This is a genomic window from Actinoplanes sp. CA-142083 (assembly GCF_050942195.1).
Lineage (GTDB): Bacteria > Actinomycetota > Actinomycetes > Mycobacteriales > Micromonosporaceae > Actinoplanes.
In genome coordinates this window covers 415,585-438,195 of record NZ_CP192076.1, presented here as the reverse complement: position 1 = coordinate 438,195, position 22,611 = coordinate 415,585, and the positions used below count along the sequence as shown (strand labels likewise).

The following is a 22,611-nucleotide window of genomic DNA, read 5'->3' as shown; positions in this document are numbered from 1 at the left end:
ATACGGGGGCACATCATGCGCAAGAGCATCAGGAGTCTGTTCACGGTCTGCGCCGTCGCGGCGGCGCTCGCGCCGGCCGTTCCGGCCGCGGCCGCGCCGGCGCAGGCAAGCCGGATCGAGGTCGAGCGCGCGGGTGGTTTCGCCGGGCGCCATGACACGTACGTCGTAGACCGCTGGACTGACGGCGGCCGGCGCCCGCTGCGGACGGCGAGCAGCGGCGCGTTCCTCCGGCTGCGCGGCTCCTACGGCCAGCTGAACGCGTGCTGCGACCTCTTCTCGTACCGGGTCACCGTCACCTACCGCGGCGGCCGGCAGAAGGAGATCTCGACGATCCAGGGCGCCCCGGCGCCGCGCATCCTCTGGGACGTCATCGCCGACGTCCAGCGAGTCGGTCAGCAGCCCGCCGGGCTCAGGTGATAGCCGGCCATCTCGAGCCCGCCCTCGCCGAGCGCCACCGGCGTGTAGAGGCCCGAGTCGTCGCTCAGGGTCATCGTCGCGCCGTCGATGTAGTAGGTGCCGTGTGCGTGGCGTTTGCGGCCGGCGACCTGCCCGTCGTACGTGCCGTCGTCGAAGATGTCGAGACGGACCGTGCCGTCCTCGCTCAGCCAGACCCCCACCGGCGCCGTGGTTTTGACCTTGGCCGGCTTGCCGGTGGGGCCCATGGCCCGCTTGAGCAGGGCGGTGGCGTCCAGGGCGTGGGGGTCGACGGCGCGCTTGAGCATGGCGGCTCCTGGCTGAAGGGCTCGGCGAAGGGGGAGGGAACGGCCTCTAACTTCGGCCTCGCGGGCCGATCTCGGAGTGCAGGCGGGTTGCAGTTCAGTTGGACGCGCGCAGAGCGGCGGTCACCGCCGTGATCATCTTGTCGAGGTAGTCGTCGCTCAGCGGGGTGCGCGCCACGGCGAGCCGCCAGTAGAGCGGGCCCAGGATCAGGTCGACGGCCACCTCGGGGTCGGTGCCCTGGGGCAGCTCGCCCCGCGCCATCGCCTGACCGATGAGCTTGTCGCCGACCGCCTGCTGGTGGGTGCGCAGCGCCTTCTGGAGGGTCTCGGCGATCTGCGGGTTGCGGGACGCCTCGGCCATCAGGTCGGGGATGATCTGTGAGGCGATCCGATGCTGGAGCGCCCGGCTTACGATCATCATGAGCAGCTGGAGGTCACCGGCGAAGCTGCCGGTGTCGGGCAGCGGGACGCTGCGGCCCGCCACGTCGGAGACAATCTCGAGTACCATTTCGAGCTTGTTGCTCCAACGCCGGTAGATCGCGGTCTTGCCGACCCCGGCTCGGCGGGCCACCGCCTCGATCGAGAGCCGGCCATAACCCACCTCGGCCAGCTCCTGCATGACCGCGTTGCGGATCGCCACGGTGATGTCGCCTCGGAGCACTGCCGCTCCGGCTGGTGCACGCTTCGCTGTCGCCACGCGGTCACTATACGCCAGGACGTAACGGTTGCGTTCCGCCGTTTGGTCGGATAGCCTTCCGTCACGTCGATACGAACCCGTTCCATCGACAGCGGCTTGACATGCTGAAGTTGTGTTCTCGCGGAAAGCAGCGCGTAAAGCAGCAGGTCCCGATGACCCCCTCGGGCCGACGAGATCGGAGCACCACCCCATGGCTCAGACGACCGTCGTCGAGTCCTACTCCGGGCCCACTCCCAAGGAGCTGGCCCGGAAGCACGGACTAGGCGCCGCCGGGCGACTGCCCAGCCTGCCGGAGTACACCAGGCTGATCTGGTCGTACCGGCACTTCATCTGGGAGTTCGCGAGCGCCAAGGTCTCGGCCGCCCTGGGCAACACCCGCCTGGGCATGATCTGGCAGGTCCTGACCCCGCTGTTCAACGCGGGCGTCTACTACGTGATCTTCGGCGTGCTGCTGAACACCAAGCGCGACGTCGACAACTTCATCGCGTACCTGTGCGCCGGTGTCTTCATCTTCGGCTACACCCAGTCCGTGGTGCAGGCCGGCGTCCAGGCGATCAGCGGCAACCTCGGGCTGATCAGGGCACTGCACTTCCCGCGGGCCAGCTTGCCGATCTCGATCGTCCTGGTCGAGGCACGCAACATGATCGCCTCGATGGCCGTGCTCATCGCGATCGTGCTGTTCACCGGCGAGCCGCTCACGTGGGAGTGGCTGCTGGCGATACCGGCGCTGCTGCTGCAGACGTTCTTCAACGCCGGCTTCACGATGCTGGTGGCCCGGCTCGGCTCCAAGCTGCACGACCTGCGCCAGCTGATCCCGTTCATCATGCGCGTCTGGATGTACGGCTCGGCCGTGCTCTACCCGGTCACCCAGTTCACCCAGCACCTGCACGGGTGGAAGCTCGCCGTGGTCCAGGCCAACCCGCTGCTGGTCTACATCGAGTTGATCCGGCACGCGCTGATGGAGGACGTGCCGCTGGCCGGCACGCCGACCCGGCTGTGGATCCAGGCGATCATCTGGGCGCTGGTGGTCGGCATCGGCGGGTACGCGTACTTCTGGCGTGGAGAGAAGGGTTATGGCCGTGGCTGACGACGAGCGGGTCCCCACGATCATCGCGGAGAACGCGCACATCATCTACCGCATCCACGGTTCGGTGTCGGCCGCGCAGAACTCGCCGCTGAGCAGCTTCAAGCGGCTGGTCACCCGCACCAAGAGCGCCGCCGTGCGCGAGGTGCACGCGGTCAAGGGCGTCAGCTTCGTGGCCTACAAGGGCGAGGCCATCGGCCTGATCGGCACCAACGGCTCGGGCAAGTCGACGCTGTTGCGGGCGATCGCCGGGCTGTTGCCGGTCGAGCCGGGCGGCGCGATCTACGCGGCCGGCCAGCCCTCGCTGCTGGGCGTGAACGCGGCGCTGATGAACGACCTGTCCGGCGAGCGCAACGTGATGCTCGGCTGCCTGGCCATGGGCATGAGCCCGGCCGAGGTCAAGGGCCAGGTGCAGGACATCATCGAGTTCTCCGGCATCAACGAGCGGGGCGACTTCAGCTCGCTGCCGATGCGGACCTACTCGTCCGGCATGGGAGCCCGGCTGCGCTTCGCGATCGCCGCGGCCAAGAAGCACGACGTGCTGCTCATCGACGAGGCCCTCGCCACCGGCGACGCGAAGTTCCGCAAGCGCAGCGAGCAGCGGGTGCGCGACCTGCGCGCCGAGGCCGGCACTGTCTTCCTGGTCAGCCACAGCGAGCAGTCGATCCGGGACACCTGCGAGCGCAGCATCTGGCTCGAAGGCGGCGTGATCAAGGCCGACGGCCCGACCGAGGACGTGATGAAGGAGTACGAGACCTTCGTCAAGAAGTGAAGGTCCCGTACTCCCCTCGAGCTACGGGCGCACTGACAGGTGCACGTGGTTGGTGTGGTCGCTCGACGGGTCGCCGTTGCCACCCGAGTACGACTTCCAGCCGCTCGACGGCAGCCAGATGCGTCGGAACCAGATGACGTAGAGCACGCCGAGCTTGCTCGAGTTGTTGATGAAATAGTTCGCCAGGTTGGTCCCGTACGTCTTGCTGCTGCCGGTCGCCACCCCGCCGAACCCGTCCTTGTCGGCGGCGAAGTCGCAGGCTCTCCCCTTCGGATGCTCGCCGCTGTTCTGTTCGCGGAAGCAGTGCACGTAGTGGTTGAAGCCGGCCGACTGGGCCTGCCGCATGGCGAACAGCATGCGCTGGGTGATGCGGCCGCCGCTGGTCGGGTCGTCCACCATGCCGCTGCCGCCCTGGAACGAGCCCGAGCTCGCGCTGCTGCCGCCGTCGCTCGGCTGCGGGTCGTCCTGCCCGGCGTTGGCCGCCTTCAGCGCGCTCTCGGCCTGGACCTTGCGCTTGGCCATCACGTTGACCTGCTTCTGCTGGTCGCGGATGGTTGCGTCGATCGCGAGCTTCGCCTTGGCCTGACCGTCGCGGGTGGCCTCCAGGTCGGCCATCACGGCCTTCTGCTTCGCCGCGACCGTCTGGAGCGTCTCCGCACGGTCCAGGAAACCGCCGGACGAGTCCGCCGTGAGCAGCGCGCTCATCGGGCCGAGCCGGCCGCTCATGTAGGACTGCTGGACGATCTGGTCGAACGCCGCCTGCCGGGGTGCGAGCTCGGTGTCCAGCTCCTTGAGCCGGGCGGTCAGCTCGACCTGCCGTTTCTTGCTCGCGGCCAGCGCGTCCTTGGCTTCGAGGTAGCCCTTGGAGGCCGCCTCGAGCTGCTGGATCAGGGTCTTGGAGCCGCCCTCGCCGTCGTCGCCGGTGTCGCCGGGGGCCGCGCCGGCCGGCGACGCGACCGCGAAGGCCAGGCCGCAGGCGGCCACCACCATGGCGAGCGACGCCGCTAATCGCCGGCGGACAGTAATGTGCCGCACAACCATTCCTTCCGTCGGCCGCCGACCGGGTTAGCTGACGGGTTCGGGACGGAAGTTCCCTACCGCTGAGAGCGGATTCACCCCAACAAAAACCTGGGTCCCCGACTCGCCAAAGGCGATTAGGCGGCGATCCCCGGGCGGGGATCGCGACCGACGATACCCATGACATCGATTGATCGACAGATCTCGCACTCCACGCGATCACCGGATGACCGTGCGTCGACTTATCACGGAAAGTGCTCGAAGGATTACCGCATTCGCATTTTCCGGAGACTGAAGTGTCGCGCGACCTCGGGTAAACTCACCCGCGGCTCTGCCACCGAGGCGCCGCCCCCGAGGTGCCGGCAGGCCGCCGCCCAATCGCCGCAAGGCGAGCCGGGGACCCAATGTCCCACTGGGGTGAATCCGCGAGAGCGGTAGGGATCGCTTCCGTCCCGAACCCGTCAGCTAACCCGGTCGGCGGTAACCCGGAAGGAACGTGGATGACCGTACGCCCCCGCCGGTGGCTGACCCTCGCCCTGGCGCCGCTCGTGGCTGCCTCGATCTTCGCGGCGCCCGCCGCGCCCGCGAGCGCCGATCCCGACGACTCGTCGTCCTCGTCGGCCCAGCCCGACGAGAAGGGTGACGAGATCGAGTCGAACTCCACCCTCAACGAAGTGCTCGAGTCGTCGAACCGCAAGTTCGTGCAGGCCAAGGCCGCCGTGGCGAAGTCGACCACGACGCAGAAGAAGCTGGCCATCCAGATCAACCTGGCCGAGGCGAAACGCGACTCGCTGGTTCCCGAGGTCAACGCGATCGCCGCGCAGCAGTACCGCACCGGTCACCTCGGCGCCGCGAGCTTCCTGCTCGGCAGCCAGGGGTCGGACGACTTCCTGGCCAAGGCGGTCTCGCTCGAGGAGATCAACACCCTGCACGACCGGAAGCTGCGCGAGCTGAACGCGGCCATCGACGACGTGACCGCCAAGAAGGCCGCGCTCGACGCCGAGGTGAAGCAGCAGCAGACCAACCTGGTCGCGATGAAGAAGCAGAAGGACGCGGCCGACAAGGCGCTGTCGCTGGTCGGTGGCGAGAGTCTCACCGGCGGCTTCGTGGACGCGGTGTCCAAGCAGGCGGCGCCGGCCCCGCGCAACTCCGAAGGCGGATTCTCGGCGGAGAAATGCACGGTGAAGGATCCGACCACAAGCGGTTGCATCACCGCCCGTACATTGCACATGTACCAAGAGGTGAAGAAGGCGGGCTTCAATCGCTTCGTCGGTTGTCACCGCAACGGCGGTCCGTTCGAGCACCCGAAGGGCCGGGCCTGCGACTGGTCGTTGCAGAAGAGCGGATTCTCGGTCGCGCACAACGCCGACATGAAGAACTACGGCAACGACCTCATGGCGTTCCTGGTGCGCAACGCCGACCGGTTGGGCATCTACTACGTCATCTGGTACGCGCAGATCTGGTTCCCGGCCACCGGCTGGCACGCCTATCACGGCGCGAGCAACCACAAGGACCACGTACACGTATCAATGCTTTAAGAAGTCGTTTCAAGAAAAGGGCCCCCAAGGGGGCCCTTTTCAGTCAGTGCGTCAGTCCTGCGGCGCCCGGCGCACCGGGGAGCGACCGGCCGGCTGGGTCGGCGGCGGCCCGACCGGACCCTGCGGCGGGATCGGCACGGTCACCGGCTTCACCTGGGTCACCTCGATCTCCTTGCCGTGGTGGCTGAACACCAGGCGGGCCGAGCCGCCACCGTTGCGCAGCGAGTAGGTGGCCTCGTCGGCGGTCACGTTCACCCGCACCCGCAGGCCCCGCCACAGCAGCGAGAACTCCAGGTTGCTGATCCGGCTGGGCAGGCGCGGCGCGAACGACAGCTGGCCGTTGAAGTCCCGCATGCCGCCGAGGCCGGCGATCAACGAGATCCACGTTCCGGCCAGCGACGCCACGTGCACGCCGTCCCGCGAGTTCTGGTGCAGGTCGTGCAGGTCCATCAGGGCGGCCTCGCCCAGGTAGTCGTGGGCCAGCTCGAGATGGCCCACCTCGGCCGCCATGACGGCCTGGATGCACGCCGACAGCGACGAGTCCCGGACGGTCCGCGCGTCGTAGTAGGCGAAGTTGCGCTGCTTCTCCTCTGGCGTGAACGCGTCGCCGCGGATGTACATCGCCATGACCAGGTCGGCCTGCTTGACCACCTGCTTGCGGTACAGGTCGAAGTACGGGTAGTTCAGCAGCAGCGGGTACGCCTCCGGGGGCGTGTTCTCGAAGTCCCACTCCTGCAGCCGGGTGAAGCCCTCCGACTGCTGGTGCACGTGGAGCTCCCGGTCGTACGGGATGTGCACGGCCGCCGCCGCGTCCCGCCAGGAGGCCATCTCCTCGTCGTCCACGCCGAGCTGACGGGCCAGGTCGGGGTGGCGCTTGGCCGCCTCGACCGCGCTGAACATGTTCTGCTGGGCCATCAGGTTGGTGTAGATGTTGTCGTCGACCACGGCCGTGTATTCGTCGGGGCCGGTGACGCCGTCGATGTGGAAGCGGCCGTGCCGGTCGTGGTGGCCCAGCGACCGCCACAGCCGGGCGGTCTCGATCAGCAGCTCGAGGCCCACCTCGCGCTCGAAGTCGTAGTCGCCGGTGGCCTGCACGTAACGGCGGACCGCGTCGGCGATGTCGGCGCCGATGTGGAAGCCCGCGGTGCCGGCCGGCCAGTACGCGGAGCACTCCTGGCCGCGGATCGTGCGCCACGGGAAGGCCGCGCCCTGCAGGCCGAGCGTCTGCGCGCGCTCCCGGGCCAGGTCGAGCGTCGAGTGCCGCCAGCGCAGCACGTCGGCCGCCGCCGAGGGCTGGGTGTAGGTCAGCGCGGGCAGCACGAAGGTCTCGGCGTCCCAGAACGTGTGGCCGTCGTAGCCGGGGCCGGACAGTCCCTTGGAGCCGATCGGGCGCTGCTCGGCCCGGGCGCCCGCCTGCAGCGTGTGGAACAGCCCGAAGCGGACCGCCTGCTGCACCTCAGGGTCGCCCTCGACCTTGACGTCGGAGTGGTCCCAGAAGGCGTCCAGGTACTCCCGCTGGGCGTCCACGAGGCCTTCCCAGCCGTCCAGCCGGGCGCTGGCGAGCGCGGCGCCCACCTGGTCGCGGATGGCGGGCAGCGAGCGGCTTCCGGACCACCCGTACGCGGCGAGCTTGACCACCCGCAGCTTCTGGCCCGGCTCGAGCTTGGTGGCGACCGTCGTGCGCAGCCAGTCGGGGTGGCCCTCGGTGGTGATCGCGTGCTTGCCGGGCGCCTCGACCAGGTGTTCCATGGCCGCGGCCATCCGCAGGTCGCTGGCCTTGGTGCGGTGCACGAGCAGGCCGCCGGTGCGCTGCTCGAGCATCTCCTCGGCCTGCAGCGGGTGGTCCAGCACCGCCGCCACGCGCGGGTCCTTGCTCATCGGCGGCAGCTGCTCGTTGGCGACCAGCTCGGACTGCAGGATCAGCCGGCAGGACGCGTCCAGCGGCTCGACCTCGTACATGTAGGCGACCACGGCGCGCTGGGTGAACGAGACCAGCCGTACGGTGCGCACGCGGATCGCCTGGCCGGACGGCGAGACCCACTCGACGTTGCGCTCGAGCGTGCCGGCCCGCAGGTCGAGCACCCGCTCGTGGGAGCGGAGCTCGCCGTACCGCACGTCGAACGGCTCGTCGTCGACCAGCAGCCGCATGAGCTTGCTGTTGGTCACGTTGATCATCGTCTGGCCGGACTCGGGGAATCCGTAGCCGGCCTCGGCGTACGGCAGCGGGCGCAGCTCGTAGAACGAGTTCAGGTACGTACCCGGCAGGCCGTGGGGCTCGCCCTCGTCCAGGTTTCCGCGTATCCCGATGTGCCCGTTGGCCAACGCGAACACCGACTCGGACTGGGCCAGCAGGTCCAGGTCCAGCCGGGTCTCCCGGATGTGCCAGGGGTCCACGGGATATGCCCGTTCACGGATCACGGTGGTGCCTCTCGCGAATGAGAAAGAGAAAGACGTCGAAGATATAAGCGCTGATGCGTGCTCAGCGCTTCAGCAGTTCGGACAGGTCCGTGACAACGATGTCGGCCCCGTGCTCCACCAAAGCGGCACGTTGCCCGACTCGGTCCACGCCGACCACGATCCCGAAATGACCGGCCCGACCTGCGGCAACGCCCGCTTGGGCGTCCTCGAAGACGGCACACGCCTCGGGCGGAAGACCCAGGAGTTTCGCCCCGTACAGGAAAGTGTCGGGTGCCGGCTTGCCAGGCAAGTTTTGCTCGCGTGCGGTCACACCGTCCACGCGTTCCTCTATGAGGTCGGCTATACCCGCCGCCTCGAGCACGTCCTTGCAGTTGGCGCTCGCCGAGACCACCGCGCGGCGCAGGCCCGCGTCGCGGGCGGCCTTGAGGTACTCCACCGAGCCCTCGTAGACCTGCACGGCGCCCTCTTTGATCTTCTGCAGGACGAGGATGTTCTTCTTGTTGCCGAGCCCGTTCACGGTCAGCTGGTCGGGACCGTCGTCGGGGGTGCCCTCGGGCAGGGTGATACCGCGAGAGGCCAGGAAGGTGCGGACACCATCGGCGCGTGGCCGGCCGTCGACATAGTCGTGATAGTCGGCGCCGGAGTCGAACGGCACGAACTCTTGCCCGTGCTGTGCCGACCACGTCTGGAGGAACGCGTCGAACGTCTGTTTCCACGCAGCATTGTGCACAAGTGCGGTCTGCGTAAGCACGCCGTCAAGATCAAAAAGGCATGCCGTCACATGCGGAGGTAGTCCGAGCACGCGCCCAATGTAGTCGCATGCGGCCCGCCGCGAGCCCCGAAGGGCGCCTTCACATTTTCTGTGACCTTTACGCCCAGTTCAAACTGCTGTTTCAGGCGGATGTCGCCCGGCGTGGCAAAGCGATCCTCAGCCCGATCGTGGTACCGATGGGGCCGGTCGCCACCGTCACCTCGTCGCAGAGCTGATGGGCGAGCCAGATGCCCCGGCCGCCCACCTCGAACGAGTCGGGCACCTCGGGCGGCCGCAGGTACCGCGCGGGGATGCCGGGGCCCGAGTCGGTGACCGTGCACCAGGCCGAGCCGCCGGCCAGCCAGAGCACCGCTCGCCCCTGGCCACCGGCGTGCAGCACGACGTTGGTGATCACCTCGTTGACCGCCAGCACGAAGCCCTGGAGCCGGTCGCCGGTCAGGCCCGCGGCGGCGAGCCGGGCGGACACCTCGTGCCGCACCACGGCGATCTCGTCGCGGCCGAAGCGCCGGTCGAGAAGCTGGGGAGCGCCCGCCGACTCGGCTTCCGGGGCCGAAGTGCCCGGAGCCGATCGCACGCTCTGTCCCATTCTCTCCTCCACCGTGGTGCAGCCTACGCGGTGTGCTCGCCCCGTGGCAGGAGGCCTCGCAGAAGAGATCGTCACCGCCAGCCGACATCGATGCGGTCGCCGCGCTCGTCGAAGAAGTGGAGCATGTCCATGCGCACCGCGACCGACAGCGGATGCCCGGGCGAGACGGCCGGGTACGGCGCGAGGCGCACCGCCAGCTCGGCGGGGCGCCGGTGGTGCCGGCCCGGGTCGAGCACGCTCGTGCGGTCCTCGCGGGTCTGCACGGCCGTGGCGCTGCCGTTGGCGGTGCGGCCGGTCAGCTTCTGCAGCGCCCCGCCGAACCGCCGGAACGCGCCGTTGGGCTCCGGGTCGGGCTTGCCGGTGCCCATCTCGTCCACCACGATCGCGGTCGCCCCGATGTCGAGGTAGGCCAGCGACTCGTGCCCGTGGTGCTCGAGGTAGCGGATCCGGCCGCGGAGCACGTCGCCCTGCACCTCGGGCGCCACCGGGGTGAGCGCCTCGGCCCGCATGCCGACCACGATGCGCTCGCCGTGGTAGTGCGCCACCGCGCGGGCCCGGATGTCATTCCACGGCAGGTACAGCGCCTGCTCGCCGAAGTTCAGCGCGACGTACTGGTCGAGGTGGACGTAGACGGACGCCTCGAGCAGGTTCATCCGGGGCGAGCCGAGGAACGCGGCGACGTAGAGGGTGGCCGGCCGGCCGTACACCTCGGTGGGCGTGCCGACGTCCTGCAGGACGCCCTTGCGCATGATCGCGACACGGTCGGCCATGGTGAGCGCCTCGGCCTGGTCGTGCGTGACGTACATGGTGGTGACGCCGAGCTCGCGGGTGAGGCCGGTGATCTCGGCGCGCAGCTCGGCCCGGAGCCCGCTGTCGAGATTGGACAGCGGCTCGTCCATCAGGAACAGGCCGGGGCGGCGCACGATGGCGCGGCCCATGGCGACGCGCTGGCGCTGGCCGCCGGAGAGCTGGCTCGGCTTGCGGTTGAGCACGTCGCCGATGCCGAGGGCGCTGGCCACGTCGCCGACCCGCTCGAGCCGGTTGCCCGGCTCCATACCGGACAAACGCAGCGGAAAGCCGATATTGTCATTCACCGTCATATGCGGATAAAGAGCGAAGTCCTGGAAGACCATCGCAATGCTGCGGTCCCGCGGCGCCAATTCGAGCACCGGGTCGCCATTGAGAAGGATGTCCCCTTCGGACGGATCCTCAAGACCCGCGATCATTCGCAAAATCGTTGATTTCCCGCAGCCGGACGGACCCAGGAGCACGAGAAACTCACCGTCGTCCACGTCGAGACTCACGTGGTTGACGGCAACCGTGCCATCGGGCCAAATCTTGGTGACGTCCTTGAGCAAGACGGTGGACACCGTCTCTACCTCCTGCCGGGAAAGTACGCAATGATCCCGGTCCCACGATGGCCGGCGATCTAGCTCACTTTGACGAGGAGTATCGATATGCCGCCATCGGGTGAACGTGCCATTTGCCCACAGTAACGGATCGATTACACCTAACTATCGCTGGTCGAGAAAGACCCGGCGAACCACGCGTTCGGCCGCACGGCCGTCGTCGAGGTAGCAGAACCGCTCGCGGAACGCCGCGCGCGCCGCGTCGTCCCGGCGATCTTCCTGGAAGATCGTCACAAGCTCGTCAAATGTGGTGGCGACCGGTCCGGGCGGCTCGGCCGTCAGGTCGAAGTAGACGCCGCGCAACTCGCGGTAGACCTGCCAATCGGGCGCGTAGATCACGACGGGCTTGTCAAGGACTGCGAAATCGAACATCGCGGACGAATAGTCGGTGAGCATGACGTCGGCCGCCAGATAGAGGTCCTCGACCTCCGGGTGGCCCGAGACGTCGACGATCTGCCCGGCGCCACCGACCGGGCGGGCCGGGCCCACGTAGAAGTAGTGCGCGCGCACCAGCAGCACGGTCTCCGGGCCCAGGGCGGAAGCCAGGCGCTCCACATCGAGCACGGCGGTGCCCTTCGGCAGCCACTCCCGATGGGTGGGGGTGTAGAGCACCACCCGCTTGCCGGGGGCGATGCCGAGGCGCTCCCGGACCGCGGCGGCCTCCGCGGGAGACGCGATGGCGAGCCGGTCGTTGCGCGGATAGCCAACCTCCAGCGTCTCGTACCCGCACGGGTACGCCCGCTCCCACGCGATCGTCGTGTGCGCGTTGGCCGTCACGCTGAAGTCCCACCGGTCGGCCCGGCGCATCTGCCCGGCGAAGTCGGTGTCGCGCACCGCCGCCGGATGGTCCAGCTGGTCCATCCCCATCATCTTCAGCGGGGTGCCGTGGTGGGTCATCACGTGCGTGGTGCCGCGCCGCTTGACCATCATGTTCGGCCAGTTCACGTTGTTGACCAGATAGCGGGCGCGGGCCAGGGCGCGGTAGTAGGGCAGCGTGCCGGCCACCACGTGGTCGACGCCGGGCGGCACGGCGGCTACCCGGGACGGGCCGATCACCCACACCGCGCGCACGCCCGGGGCGAGCTCGGCGGCCTTCGCCGCGATCGCGGCCGGGTTGCAGGTGACACCCCGGTACCAGTACGCGGCGTAGAGCGCGAGCGACCCGTCCACCGGCAACAGCAAGTGCAACCGGTAGTAAAGAAGTCCGGCCACCTGCCGGGAGCGCTTGGCAACCTTCCAATGCGGCCGGCGCAGCGCCGCGCGCGCCGTCCGCATGCCGATCTCGGCGGCCCGGAACGCCGAGTACGACCCCCGGGCGACCAGCCGGTAGCGCAGGCCCTCTCCCCCGCCCGGCGACGGGAAACCGGCCGGCGGCAGGTGACGGCGGTACATCTCCTGCATCCGGGCGAAGAAGCGGCGGCGCGCCGACGCCGGCACCCGGTTGTCGTGCCGCAGCACCCGCATGAAGTGCCACAACATCCGGCGGAACAGCAGCCCGCGCACCTCGTCGCCGGGATCCGCGTACTTGGCGCAGAGCGCGAGCGCGTGCTCCCAGTGGTCGAAGACCTCGAAGTGCCTCTCGCCGACGGTCTGGGTGATCGCCCCGGTCCGCCGCTGCCGGTAGTGCACGCAGGTGCGTGGCAGCCCGCTGATCCGGCTCGCCGCCAGCATCAGCGGGAACGTGAACGAGACGTCCTCGTACCAGCCGGCCTCGAACGCCAGGCCGAGCCGGCTCAGCAGGTCGCGGCGGATCACCTTGTTCCACGCCACGTGCAGGATCTCGAGCACCTGCGGCCACTGCTCCGCCGAAAAGACCCGGGGCGCGTCGCCGAGCAGCCGCTTGGCCGAGCCGGTCTGCACCGGGCCGTCCCAATGCACCCTGTCCCAGCCCACCACCAGCACCTCGGCGTCGGTGGCCCGCAACCTGGCGGCGACCGCGGCGAGCGCGCCGGCGGCCAGCCAGTCGTCGCTGTCCAGGAACCAGACGTACTCGCCGCGGGCGTGCTCGAGGCCCAGGTTGCGGGCGCGGCCGAGGCCGACGTTGGACGGCGAGGTGATCACCCGGAGCCGGGGGTCGCGGGCCGCGTACTCGGCCAGGATCCGGCCGCTGTAGTCCGGCGAGCAGTCGTCGACCGCCACGATCTCGAAGTCCTCGAAGCTCTGGCTCAGCAGCGAGTCGAGGCACTGCCCCAGGTACCCCTGGACCCGGTAGACCGGCAGAACGATGCTCAGGAACGTCACGAGCGTCGCCAGTCGGCGATCGCGTGGACCAGGAACGAGCCGCCCACCAGCGCGGCCAGCCCGGCCTCGGCGAGCGTGGGGTGCCCGGCGAGCGCGAGCGCCACGAGCACCACCACCCGCACCTCCCAGCCGAACAGGGCGCCGGCGCCGCGGACCGCGGGCGCGCCCTTCTCCATTCTCGCGGTCAGGTCGTAGTGGCGCAGGGCGAGCGTGAACAGCAGCAGGAACACCACCGGCGGCGGCACCGAGCCGGACAGGCCGACCGCGACCACGAAGAGGTACTCGGCGGCGCGCAGGAAGGCGGGGACCAGCCAGTCGAGGGGGCCGTCGTGCCGCGCCTTCGCCGGGATGCCGGCGCCGAGCAGCACGAGGGCGACGGCCCCGGTCGCGGCCTCGGACGACGAGCCGAACAGCTCCGAGACGACCAGGATCAGCGAGGCCAGGGCGGCGAGCGCGGCGAAGGCGAGCGGCGCCGGGGCGCCCGGGAAGGCGATCAGGTGGCGGACAAGCGGACCGTCGTCGCGGTGCCGCATGGTGTCGACCTTGTCGAGCACGCCCACCCGCATCGAGAGCGACCGCAAAGAGCGCAGGGCCAGGGTGTACGCGAACGCGAGCAGCCCGAAGCCGACCACCGCGCCGAGCGCCACCCGCCCGTTGGTCAGCATCGCCAGCACGGCGATCAGCGCCCACCGCTCGCCGATCGGGAACACCACGATCCGCTTGAGCCAGTACGCCGCCGACCCGGTCTGGCCCTGCACCTTGTTCGACGCGGCGGACAGGCGCGCGCCGACCCCGCCGGACGCCTGGGCCCGCGGCCGGGCAGCGGCCTCGTCGTGCAGCGCGCCGTACCAGGTGTCGGTCATGTGCCGGACGGTCTGCAGCACGATCGCGGTGATCGCCAGCGGCCACGCGTACGGCAGGCCGATCCGCTCGGCGCCGGCGGCGAGGCCGGCGTACACGGCGTATTCCTTCGCCCGGTCGGCCATGGTGTCGAGCCAGCCGCCGAACGCGCCGAACCGGCGGGTGTACCGGGCCAGCTGGCCGTCGACGCAGTCGAGCACGAAGCCCAGGTAGAGCAGGATGCCGCCGGCGATCATCGCGGGCCGGGAGGCCTGCCAGAAGGCGAGCGCGGCGGCCACCGCGAACAGCACCGAGATCCAGGTGACGGCCGTGGGCGACAGGCCCAGGCGCGCGGCGGTCCGGGTCACGATCGGCGACCAGGTGCTGACCGCGTACGTCGTGAAGAAGTCGTCTTTCTCCTTGACGGCCAGACGCAGGCGCGCGGCGTCCTCGTCGACGGCCGCGACCTCGGCGCGGGCGTGGGCCAGCTCGGCCGATGTGTGCACCTGCTCGGCCCGCAGCAGCCGCACCGGGGTGGCAACCGGCACCACCCCCGCGTCGAGCAGGGCGGACAGCAGGTCGGGACAGTCGGCGACCTTTTCCAGCGCGGGCAGGTCGGCCGGGGCGAGGCAGAGCGCGCCGAGGTAACGGACCGTGCCGCCACCGGGCTCGGCCGGCAGCAGCTTGCCGCGGTCGTCGCGCAGGTCACCGGCCGGGTCGGCGATCACCAGCGCGGTGCTGCGCCCGCCCGGCTCGGTGGCCAGGGTGCGGAGCAGGCTCGGGTGGGCGACCAGATTGTCGGCGCAGATCAGCAGCCGCTGATCGGTGTCGTGCGCTCGACGGGACATCACCCGCAACCGCGCCGGGTCGCCGAGGCGCTCCACCTCGGAAGCGCCCGCCGCCCGCAGCGCGCTGACCAGATCGTTCTCCAACCGGCCGGCGTCGCTCGGGTCGAGGGCATTGCCGCTGCCGGCGGCGAGGACGGCCAGCGTCACGGAACTATCACCGCCTTGACCGGAGACCCGCAATCGGCGTCCAGGTTAACAGCGAGTGTCTCTCGGGTACGGGTCACCCTTACGGGAACGGAGCCGCTCATCTCCATCTGCGGACCGAGGGACACGGGCCTCGGCGCACCTACCGTCGGCTCAAGGAAACAGAACCAGAAGGAGTGAGTGACAGTGACCCGCCGCCTCGCCCGCCCCCGCGACGACCGCTGGATCGCCGGGGTCTGCTCCGGACTGGGCCGCCGCTTCGGACTTTCGTCCGGCGTGGTCCGCCTGATCTTCGTGATCTCCTGCTTGCTGCCCGGACCGCAGTTCCTCATCTACCTCATCCTCTGGGCCCTGCTGCCCAACGAGTGAGGTCCGCGCCGGGCTCGCTCCGCGAGCGAGCCCGGCATCATCTCACGGCGTCCCTCCTACGGCGTCCCTCCTACGGCGTCGTAAAGGTGACCGTCACCGAGGTGTAGCCGAGACGGCTGAACAGGCTCTCCAGCATGCGCTGGGTGTTGTCGCGGGCCCGCTGGTCGAGGCCGCTCGAGTGGGCCGCCTCGGTGATCCGCTGCTGGGCGACCTGATAGACCCGCTGCTGCTTGTCGGTGTCGCTCTTGAACGCGTCGCCGATGCTGGTCAGCAGGCCGCGGTTCTCCTCGACGACGTAGCTTTTCTGCAGGTCGAGCGCCGCGTCGCCCTGCTGCGGCGGCGGCAGGGTGATCTTGATGGTCTTCTTCTCGTTGTCGACCTCGAGCGCCTTGTCGGAGAGCGTGGAAAAGTCCACATACTCCTCCACGGTGCCGGAGCCGACGAACAGGATCCGGCGGTTGAGAAGCCAGTCGGGGATGTACTTGCGATCCTCCTGAAGGTCGACGATCACCTGGAAGGTGCCGTCGGCCGCGACGTAGCGGCTGAGGTCGCGCATGGACTGCAGCAGCACGGGCTGGCTGCGGTCGGTGGTCTGCTGGTCGAAGGGATTGTCGAAGCTCGGCAGCACGTTCAGCGAGCGCAGCCCGAAGCAGGCGGCGACGATGACGGCGAAGACCACGCCGAAGAAGATGAGGACACGAGCGACGATGCTCTTGCGCGGGGGTTCGGGGGTTTCCGGGGTTTCCGGCGGGGACTCATCGGGAACCGACGGGTACTCCCGTGTGGGTTCGTCGACATCCGGTGACTGAGCCATACCCATAAGGTACGAGGGGGGTACGACAGTCGCACGTCAGTCGGAGACGACCAGCACCCGGGCGTGGATCTGGTTGCGCTGCTGCAGGGCGGCCCGCAGCGCGCGGTGCAGCCCGTCCTCCAGATAGAGGGAGCCTTGGTACTCCACCACGTGGGGGAAGAGGTCGCCGTAGAAGGTCGAGTCCTCGGCCAGCAGCTTGTCGAGCGCGAGCTCGCGTTTCGTGGTGATCAGGTCGGCCAGCCGGATCGGCCTGGGCGGAATCTCGGCCCAGGCCTTCAGCGTGGTGTGGTGATCGGGATACGGGGCTCCGTCCCGGACCGCTTTGAAGATCACGCCGGTTGCCCCCTTCCCGAAGCACCCAAGTTACCGGCTAGCCTAGCCGCGCCCATCGGCCATGATGCACCACCTCGTCTACCGGGCGGTGCCCCCGCTTCAGCGACGGCGACTTCTTGTCGGTGGCCCGGTAACCCACCGTGAGCGTGCCGATCGGGTTGTACTCCTCCGGCACGCCGAAGGCGTCCTTGAAGCTCTGCGTCATCTCGACCGGGATGCCGAAGAAGCACGAGCCGAGGCCCTCGTCGACCGCGCTGAGGTGCATCAGCAGCGCCGCGAACCCGGTGTCGATGTCCCAGTACGGCACCGGCCAGTGCTTCTCGGACTTGTCGGTCCAGCCCTTGTCGGGCTGCGCGTACCGCTCCAAGTAGGCCGACTTGTTGGCAAGGCAGACGATGATCACCGGGGCGATCCGCATGCGGGTCAGCCAGTCGCCACGCCAGACCGGCTCGGCCTCGCCGCCGGTGGTGACCGACCAGTACCGATCGCGGTCCGCCTGGTCGGTGAGCACCAGGAAGCCCCAGCCCTGCGAGAAACCGGCGCTCGGCGCCCGCAGGCCGTGCTTGACGATCTTGTCGACGATCTCCGGGGCGACCGGGCGGTCCGGGTCGTAGGTGCGCACCATCCGCCGCTTGCGGACGACCTCGGCGAACTCCATCAGTTCCGGATCCCCCACGCCGCGGTCCAGCTCTCGCCGGGGGCCAGCACGATCAGGTCGCGGCCGGTGCGGAACGCGTCGGGCGGGCAGGTCATCGGCTCGATCGCCACCGAGCGGCGGAACCGCTCGCCGTGCAGGGTGTCGCCGGAGAAGACCTGCCAGTACTTGAACTTCTCGTCGGCCCAGACCACGACCTTGGCCGGCGAGGCCGGGTCGGCGATGGTGACCTCGGTGATCCCGGCGGCGTCGTGCTCGATGTCGCCGAACGTCGTATCGAGCACCAGGTCACCGATCTTGCGAGGCTCGGTGAAGTCGTACTCGGTGCCGGCCACCCCGACCGCGCCGATCGGCAGCAGCCGGTTGTCGGCCAGGATCCGGGTCTTGCCGGGGACGTGCAGCAGGATGTCGTCCACGGCGACGCCGGTCAGCTGCAGGTACGGGTGGACCGAGTACCCCCAGGGCGCGTTGGAGGCGCTGTTGTTGACGACCTCCTGCTCGCAGCGCAGGCCGTCGGCCGAGACCGACCAGCGGGCCCGCAGCGTCAGCCACCACGGGTAGCCGATCTGGGCCGGCAGCTCGAGCTCGAGGGTGACCGCGTCGGCGGACTGCTCGGCGAGCGTCCAGCGCGACCAGTTGGCCAGGCCGTGGATCGCGTTGTGCCGGGCCGGCTCGGTCAGCGGCAGCTGATGGCTCTGCTCCTCGAACGTGTACTTCCCGTCCCGGATCCGGTTCGGCCAGGGCGCCAGGATCTGACCGGCCGACGCGGGCGACAGCTCATCGGCCTCGAATCCGTCCAGCACCTGCACGTCACCGACGGAGTAGTGGCGCAGCGTGCCACCGACCTCGACGACGACGGCCCGGGTGCCGCCCGACTCGATCGACCACTGGGTTCCGGATATCGCCGGCACGACACTCGTCATGGTTTTTGAGACTAGCCTTCAGGCCGCTTTTGGGTGGTGGGTGGGGCGGTTGGATGGCGGTTCGGGGTCCTCCGACGGAGGCCGGTAGCGCACCAACGCGGGGAACGTGAGCCCCAGCACGACGGCCAATCCGGCCGCCACGAAGCCGCCACCGGCCCAGGATCCGGTCGCCCCGGCGAAGTCGGCGGTGGCGCCGGCCCGCAGATCGCCCAGGCGCGGGCCGCCGGCCACCACCACGATGAAGACGCCCTGCAGCCGGCCGCGCAACCGGTCCGGCGCGAAGGTCTGCAGCATCGACTGCCGGTACACGGCGCTGACCAGGTCGGCCGCGCCGCCGACGGCGAGCAGCAGCACCATCAGCCACAGCGAGTGCGCGAACCCGGAGAACCCGATCGCCACACCCCAGCCGACCACCGCCACCACCAGCGCGACGCCCTGCCGTTTGATGCGGCCGATCCAGCCCGAGGTCAGGCCGGCCACCACCGAGCCGATCGCGATCGCGGCGTACAGCCAGCCGACCGCCGAACCGCCGCCGAACCGGTCCGCCGCCACCTCGGGGAACAGCGCCCGCGGCATGGCGAACACCATCGCGATGATGTCGACCGCGAAGGAGAGCAGCAACACCGGCTGGGTGGCCAGGAACCGCAGGCCGTCGAGGATGCCGCGCACGCCGGCCGAGGGCTTCTCCTCGTCCTCGGCGTGCACGATCGGCGGGATCGGCGGCAGCTTCCAGGTCGCCCAGAAGGAGATCGTGAACAGCACCGCGTCGACCAGGTAGGCCACGGTCACCCCGGCGCCGGTCGAGGCCACGCCGAAGATCAGGCCGGCCGCCAGCGGGCCGAGCACGCCGCCCGCGGTGGTGGTCGTGTAGCTGAGCGTGTTGGCCGCCGGGACCAGGCCGGTCGGCACGATCCGGGGCACGATCGCCTGCCGGGTGGGCGAGCTCACCGCGAAGCCGGCCGACTGCAGCGCGGTCAGCGCGAGAAGCAGCCAGCCGCTGTGCACGCCGAGCAGCGCCTGCGCCAGCAGCCCGACGGTCGACAGCCAGGCCAGCGTCGAGCTGATCAGCAGCAGCTTGCGCCGGTCGATCACGTCGGCCGCCGCGCCGCCCCACAGCCCGAAGATCAGCAGCGGGATCAGGCCGGCGATGCCGAGCAGGCCCACCCACGCCGAGGAGTGGGTGATCGCGTACATCTCGACCGGCACCGCCACCGACGTGAACTGGAAGCCGAAGAACGAGACCCCGTTCCCGATCCACATGCGGCGATAGGCGGTGACTTTGAGCGGCCGGGTGTCGATCACCCAGGACTTACGCTCCCGCTCCTCGACTATCTCCTCGGTCGCCTCCACGGCTTCCTGGCTCAAGGGGCAAGCCTTTCCAAATTCCAAGACCCGTTTCCCGTACGGCGAAAGCGCAGTCGATCGTGCAGGCGATTCGAGCGCCCTTGCCAGAACTCCACGGTCTCCGGCACGACCCTCAGCCCACCCCAGTGCGGGGGCGCCGGCACCGGCCCGTCACCGAACCTCTCCTCCGCCGCCGCCAGTCCCGCCTCGACCGCGGCCCGCCCGGGCAGCACCCGCGACTGCGGGCTCGCCCACGCGCCGAGCTGCGAGCCGCGCGGCCGGGAGGCGAAGTACTCCTCGGTCTCGGCCCGCGACACCCGCTCCACCGCTCCGGTCACGATCACCTGGCGCTGCATGGCAAACCACGGGAAGACCAGGCTCGCGTACGGGTTGGCGGCCAGCTCCGAGCCCTTGCGCGACTCGTAGTTGGTGAAGAACGTGAAGCCGCGCTCGTCGTACCCCTTGAGCAGCACGGTCCGCGCCGAAGGGCGACCGTCCGCGCCCGCCGTGGCCACGATCATCGCGTTGGGCTCCGGCAGGCCGAAGGCCGCCGCGTCCGCGAACCAGGCCTCGAACTGCCTGGTCCAGCTGGTGGCGAGGTTCGATTCCAGCAGTTCGCCACGCTCGGTGTAGTCGCGCCGCATCGCTGCGGGCGAGGGGGGTTCCACGGTCACGAGCGCTCCCTGAATACTTTCGGCCACAACGACCGTAAGTCCGAGCGGCCCTTACGTCAGCTCGGTAAGGATGGGTGTCGCCGAGAGCACATCGCATCGCCCCTATCAAGCGGGCAATATGAAAGACTCGTAGCATTTCTTCGCAGGGAGCCTGTCTCAATTGTCCGACTTTAAGCCCGGCCTCGAAGGCGTGGTCGCGTTCGAGACCGAGATCGCCGAGCCTGACAAGGCCGGTGGCTCACTGCGCTATCGCGGCGTCGACATCGAAGACCTGATCGGCACGGTCTCCTTCGGCGACGTGTGGGGCCTGCTGGTCGACGGCAAGTTCGGACCCGGGCTGCCGCCCGCCGAGCCGTTCCCGGTTCCGGTGCACTCCGGCGACATCCGCGTCGACGTGCAGTCCGCGGTCGCCATGCTCGCCCCCTACTGGGGTCTGCGGCAGCTGCTCGACATCGACGACGAGCAGGCGCGGCGCGACCTCGCCCGGGTCTCGGTGACCGCGCTGTCGTTCATCGCCCAGTCCGCCCGCGGCCTCGGCCTGCCCGCGGTCCCGCAGAAAGACATCGACAAGGCGTCGACGATCGTCGAGCGGTTCATGCGGCGCTGGCGGGGCGAGCCCGACCCGCGGCACGTCAAGGCCGTCGACGCCTACTTCATCTCGGCCGCCGAGCACGGGCTCAACGCGTCCACCTTCACCACCCGCATCGCCGCCTCGGTCGGCGCCGACGTGGCCGCCTGCATCTCCTCCGGCATCGGCGCGCTCTCCGGCCCGCTGCACGGTGGCGCCCCCTCCCGCGTGCTGCACATGATCGAGGCGGTCGAACGCAGCGGCGACGCCGAGGCGTACGTGAAAAACGCTCTTGATCGTGGCGAGCGGCTGATGGGCTTCGGCCACCGCGTCTACCGCGCCGAGGACCCCCGCGCCCGGGTGCTCCGGCAGATCGCCCGCGAGCTCGGCGCGCCCCGCTACGAGGTCGCCGCCGCGCTCGAACAGGCCGCCCTGGCCGAGCTCCAGGCCCGCAAGCCCGACCGGGTGATCGCCACCAACGTCGAGTTCTGGTCGGCGGTCGTGCTCGACTTCGCCGAGGTGCCGGCCCAGATGTTCACGCCGATGTTCACCTGCGCGCGGGTGGCCGGCTGGAGCGCGCACATCCTCGAGCAGAAGCGGCTCGGCCGGATCCTGCGCCCGAGCCTGCACTACGTCGGGCCCGGCCCGCGCGAGCCGCAGGATGTCGATGGCTGGGCCCTGCTCGCCGCCGCATAATGTTTCCTCGTGACTGACATCCGGATTCCTGACGAGATCAAACCGGTCGACGGACGCTTCGGCTCGGGCCCCAGCAAGGTGCGACCGGAAGGCGTCGAGGCGCTGTCCGCGGTGTCACGCACATTCATGGGCACCTCCCACCGGCAGAAGACGGTGAAGGACCAGGTCGCCCGGCTGCGCCGCGGCCTCGCCGAGTTCTTCTCGATGCCGGACGGATACGAGGTCGTCCTCGCCAACGGCGGCACCAGCGCGTTCTGGGAGGTCGCGACGTTCGGCCTGATCCGCGACAAGGCCCAGTTCGCCGAGTTCGGCGAGTTCGGCGCCAAGTTCGCCAAGGCCGCCGCCGACGCGCCCTTCCTCGCCGACCCGACCGTGCACAGGGCGCCCGGCGGGCAGGCGGCGTTCCTCACCGCCGAGGCCGGCGTCGACACGTACGCGTCGGTCCAGAACGAGACCTCGACCGGTGTCGCCGTGCCGGTCCGCCGCGTCTCCGGCGCCGACGAGGGCGCGCTGATGCTCATCGACGCCACGTCCGGCGGCGGCAGCCTCGACGTCGACCTGCGCGAGACCGATGTGTACTACCTGGCCCCGCAGAAGGCGCTCGGCTCCGACGGCGGCATCTGGCTCGCGCTCATGTCGCCGGCCGCCATCGCGCGCGCCTTCGAACTGAAGTCCTCCGGCCGGTACATCCCGCAGTTCCTCGACCTGGTCACCGCCATCGAGCAGTCCCGCCTCGAGCAGACGTACAACACGCCCGCCCTGGCCACGGTCTTCCTGGCCGCCGAGCAGCTCGACTGGATGAACTCGCAGGGCGGCCTCTCCTGGGCGGTCAAGCGCAGCGCCGAGAGCGCCTCGGCCATCTACGGCTGGGCCGACCGCTCGTCGTACGCGACCCCGTTCGTCACCGACCCCGCGCTGCGCTCGGCCGCCGTCGCGACCATCGACTTCGACGAGAGCATCGACGCGGCCGCGATCGCCAAGGTGCTGCGGGCCAACGACGTCGTCGACACCGAGCCGTACCGCAAGCTCGGCCGCAACCAGCTGCGGATCGCGCTCTACCCGACCGTCGACCCGACCGACGTCACCGCCCTCACCGCCTGCATCGACTACGTGGCCGAACGCCTCTCATAGGCTCTCCACAGCTCGATTC

22 protein-coding genes and 2 riboswitches are annotated in these 22,611 nt (G+C 69.7%); of the genes, 7 read left to right on the top strand and 15 right to left on the bottom strand.

From position 1 onward, the window contains the following. Positions 1–15: 15 nt before the first annotated feature. Positions 16–417, top strand: coding sequence for a hypothetical protein (locus tag ACQPZX_RS02115; protein ID WP_433373541.1), 402 nt, complete (start codon positions 16–18; stop codon positions 415–417). On the opposite strand, the gene ACQPZX_RS02110 is transcribed toward ACQPZX_RS02115, so the two are convergent. Continuing rightward, on the bottom strand, positions 393–722 hold the full coding sequence (locus ACQPZX_RS02110; protein ID WP_433373539.1) for an Atu4866 domain-containing protein: 330 nt from the start codon (positions 720–722) through the stop codon (positions 393–395). The genes ACQPZX_RS02115 and ACQPZX_RS02110 overlap by 25 nt on opposite strands. 94 nt (positions 723–816) lie before the next feature. Further along, positions 817–1,416 carry a TetR/AcrR family transcriptional regulator gene (locus ACQPZX_RS02105; RefSeq protein ID WP_433373536.1) on the bottom strand — a complete coding sequence of 200 codons (600 nt, stop codon included), beginning with the start codon at positions 1,414–1,416 and terminating at the stop codon, positions 817–819. 190 nt (positions 1,417–1,606) lie between these two features. Here ACQPZX_RS02105 and ACQPZX_RS02100 point away from each other — a divergent pair, with 190 nt between their 5' ends. After that, positions 1,607–2,503 carry an ABC transporter permease gene (locus ACQPZX_RS02100; protein WP_433373533.1) on the top strand — a complete coding sequence of 299 codons (897 nt, stop codon included), beginning with the start codon at positions 1,607–1,609 and terminating at the stop codon, positions 2,501–2,503. Beyond that, the gene (locus ACQPZX_RS02095; RefSeq protein WP_433373530.1) at positions 2,490–3,272 is read left to right on the top strand and encodes an ABC transporter ATP-binding protein; all 783 of its coding nucleotides are present in this window, start codon (positions 2,490–2,492) and stop codon (positions 3,270–3,272) included. The genes ACQPZX_RS02100 and ACQPZX_RS02095 overlap by 14 nt, the downstream gene beginning before the upstream one ends. Positions 3,273–3,293: 21 nt before the next feature. Here ACQPZX_RS02095 and ACQPZX_RS02090 read toward each other — a convergent pair whose 3' ends face one another. Continuing rightward, positions 3,294–4,262, bottom strand: a complete 969-nt coding sequence (locus tag ACQPZX_RS02090; protein WP_433384965.1) for a coiled-coil domain-containing protein — start codon at positions 4,260–4,262, stop codon at positions 3,294–3,296. A 48-nt stretch (positions 4,263–4,310) separates the two neighbouring features. Beyond that, positions 4,311–4,443: riboswitch (cyclic di-AMP (ydaO/yuaA leader) on the bottom strand. Positions 4,444–4,650: 207 nt separating this feature from the next. Continuing rightward, a riboswitch (cyclic di-AMP (ydaO/yuaA leader) is annotated at positions 4,651–4,784 on the top strand. Positions 4,785–4,789: 5 nt separating this feature from the next. On the opposite strand from ACQPZX_RS02090, the gene ACQPZX_RS02085 reads away from it, so the two are divergent. Next, positions 4,790–5,827, top strand: coding sequence for a coiled-coil domain-containing protein (locus ACQPZX_RS02085; RefSeq protein ID WP_433373527.1), 1,038 nt, complete (start codon positions 4,790–4,792; stop codon positions 5,825–5,827). Between the two features lie 51 nt (positions 5,828–5,878). On the opposite strand, the gene ACQPZX_RS02080 is transcribed toward ACQPZX_RS02085, so the two are convergent. The 6 genes from ACQPZX_RS02080 to ACQPZX_RS02055 form a co-directional block, all read right to left on the bottom strand. Further along, complete coding sequence (locus ACQPZX_RS02080; RefSeq protein WP_433373525.1) at positions 5,879–8,245, bottom strand: glycoside hydrolase family 65 protein; 2,367 nt, start codon at positions 8,243–8,245, stop codon at positions 5,879–5,881. A gap of 61 nt (positions 8,246–8,306) precedes the next feature. Further along, entirely contained in the window at positions 8,307–9,047 is a 741-nt protein-coding gene (locus ACQPZX_RS02075) for an HAD family hydrolase (RefSeq protein ID WP_433373522.1), read from the bottom strand. A 91-nt stretch (positions 9,048–9,138) separates the two neighbouring features. After that, positions 9,139–9,591, bottom strand: coding sequence for an ATP-binding protein (locus ACQPZX_RS02070; protein ID WP_433373520.1), 453 nt, complete (start codon positions 9,589–9,591; stop codon positions 9,139–9,141). An 83-nt stretch (positions 9,592–9,674) separates the two neighbouring features. Further along, positions 9,675–10,973 carry an ABC transporter ATP-binding protein gene (locus ACQPZX_RS02065; RefSeq protein WP_433373517.1) on the bottom strand — a complete coding sequence of 433 codons (1,299 nt, stop codon included), beginning with the start codon at positions 10,971–10,973 and terminating at the stop codon, positions 9,675–9,677. Between the two features lie 144 nt (positions 10,974–11,117). Then, positions 11,118–13,253 (bottom strand): bifunctional glycosyltransferase/CDP-glycerol:glycerophosphate glycerophosphotransferase, encoded by a 2,136-nt coding sequence (locus ACQPZX_RS02060; protein ID WP_433373515.1) that lies wholly within the window; start codon positions 13,251–13,253, stop codon positions 11,118–11,120. Next, positions 13,250–15,088: a DUF5941 domain-containing protein gene (locus ACQPZX_RS02055; RefSeq protein WP_433373512.1), complete on the bottom strand. Its 1,839-nt coding sequence runs from the start codon at positions 15,086–15,088 to the stop codon at positions 13,250–13,252. Before ACQPZX_RS02055 ends, ACQPZX_RS02060 begins: the two co-directional genes overlap by 4 nt. Positions 15,089–15,271: 183 nt before the next feature. Here ACQPZX_RS02055 and ACQPZX_RS02050 point away from each other — a divergent pair, with 183 nt between their 5' ends. Further along, positions 15,272–15,454, top strand: coding sequence for a PspC domain-containing protein (locus tag ACQPZX_RS02050; RefSeq protein WP_396033681.1), 183 nt, complete (start codon positions 15,272–15,274; stop codon positions 15,452–15,454). Positions 15,455–15,524: 70 nt separating this feature from the next. Here ACQPZX_RS02050 and ACQPZX_RS02045 read toward each other — a convergent pair whose 3' ends face one another. From ACQPZX_RS02045 to pdxH, 6 genes are read right to left on the bottom strand one after another with little or no spacing between them, the layout of a single operon-like run. Next, positions 15,525–16,268, bottom strand: a complete 744-nt coding sequence (locus ACQPZX_RS02045) for a DUF4230 domain-containing protein (RefSeq protein WP_433373509.1) — start codon at positions 16,266–16,268, stop codon at positions 15,525–15,527. A 36-nt stretch (positions 16,269–16,304) separates the two neighbouring features. Continuing rightward, positions 16,305–16,601 (bottom strand): type II toxin-antitoxin system VapB family antitoxin, encoded by a 297-nt coding sequence (locus tag ACQPZX_RS02040; RefSeq protein WP_433373506.1) that lies wholly within the window; start codon positions 16,599–16,601, stop codon positions 16,305–16,307. Positions 16,602–16,638: 37 nt separating this feature from the next. Further along, positions 16,639–17,259 (bottom strand): nitroreductase family protein, encoded by a 621-nt coding sequence (locus ACQPZX_RS02035; protein ID WP_433384962.1) that lies wholly within the window; start codon positions 17,257–17,259, stop codon positions 16,639–16,641. Further along, positions 17,259–18,179 (bottom strand): aldose 1-epimerase family protein, encoded by a 921-nt coding sequence (locus ACQPZX_RS02030; protein WP_433373503.1) that lies wholly within the window; start codon positions 18,177–18,179, stop codon positions 17,259–17,261. Before ACQPZX_RS02030 ends, ACQPZX_RS02035 begins: the two co-directional genes overlap by 1 nt. Positions 18,180–18,197: 18 nt before the next feature. Beyond that, on the bottom strand, positions 18,198–19,544 hold the full coding sequence (locus tag ACQPZX_RS02025; RefSeq protein ID WP_433373500.1) for an MFS transporter: 1,347 nt from the start codon (positions 19,542–19,544) through the stop codon (positions 18,198–18,200). Then, on the bottom strand, positions 19,541–20,167 hold the full coding sequence (gene pdxH / locus ACQPZX_RS02020) for a pyridoxamine 5'-phosphate oxidase (protein ID WP_433384959.1): 627 nt from the start codon (positions 20,165–20,167) through the stop codon (positions 19,541–19,543). Before pdxH ends, ACQPZX_RS02025 begins: the two co-directional genes overlap by 4 nt. A gap of 190 nt (positions 20,168–20,357) precedes the next feature. Here pdxH and ACQPZX_RS02015 point away from each other — a divergent pair, with 190 nt between their 5' ends. After that, positions 20,358–21,461, top strand: a complete 1,104-nt coding sequence (locus tag ACQPZX_RS02015; RefSeq protein WP_433373498.1) for a citrate synthase 2 — start codon at positions 20,358–20,360, stop codon at positions 21,459–21,461. A gap of 9 nt (positions 21,462–21,470) precedes the next feature. Further along, a complete protein-coding gene (serC, locus tag ACQPZX_RS02010) occupies positions 21,471–22,592 on the top strand; it encodes a phosphoserine transaminase (RefSeq protein WP_433373495.1) in 1,122 nt (373 codons plus the stop codon). Positions 22,593–22,611: the final 19 nt, after the last annotated feature.